We start from the raw sequence: 577 nt of genomic DNA, 5'->3' as shown, positions 1-577 counted from the left end.
GTTCCGTTTACGGGTCATCGTTCCGTCTGACCGCCACGCCGCCAGCAACAAACGCCCGAAACGAACACAACAACCCATTGAGTGTAAAAACATGACACTTCCGATCCCACGCCCGGCGATGACCGATGAATACGCATCGGCGCCTTCGCAACTCGATTCGCCCGCCGAGTTCTTCTACGCGATCACGCCCAGCGACAGCGCGCGCCTTGCACAGCGCCCGCGCGCGGTGCGCGTGGGCAAAGCCGGGGATGTGGTCGCGGTCGCACCGGACAACTCCGTGGTCGTGTTCGCGGCGTGCTATGCCGGCGAGCTGCTGCCGATCCGCCCGATCCAGATCAAGGCGAGCGGCACGACGGCCGGCGCGCTGGTCGCGCTCGTATGATCGGTCTGGATGTTTCGATCTGGCGCAGGGCGTCGTGTGCGCTGGCGCCGACGCTAAGTCTCGATTTCACGAAAGCGCCAGGCGTGCCGGCGGGCTGGACGTTTTCGCGCGCATCGAATGCGACGTACTTCGATGTGAACGGCGTCATGCAAACCGCAGCGCCGAACGTCGCGCGGTTTGATCACGAACCGGTCA

General features: G+C 64.3%; 2 protein-coding genes. Both read left to right on the top strand.

The features are described 5' to 3' along the window. Positions 1–91: 91 nt before the first annotated feature. A complete protein-coding gene (locus tag AWB76_RS38745; RefSeq protein ID WP_157696352.1) occupies positions 92–382 on the top strand; it encodes a spike base protein, RCAP_Rcc01079 family in 291 nt (96 codons plus the stop codon). After that, the coding region (locus AWB76_RS41970; protein WP_208606669.1) for a hypothetical protein at positions 379–577 on the top strand (199 nt) is incomplete at its 3' end. The genes AWB76_RS38745 and AWB76_RS41970, both read left to right, overlap by 4 nt.

This window comes from Caballeronia temeraria (assembly GCF_001544795.2).
In the GTDB taxonomy this organism is placed as follows: Bacteria; Pseudomonadota; Gammaproteobacteria; order Burkholderiales; family Burkholderiaceae; genus Caballeronia; species Caballeronia temeraria.
Note: the sequence above shows the minus strand (reverse complement) of the source record. Positions and strands in the feature narration are given on the sequence as shown.

What these genes read in the sequence shown, in the direction of transcription:
- AWB76_RS38745 (WP_157696352.1), top strand. Translation starts at nt 92, where the DNA reads ATGACACTTCCGATCCCACGCCCGGCGATGACCGATGAATACGCATCG.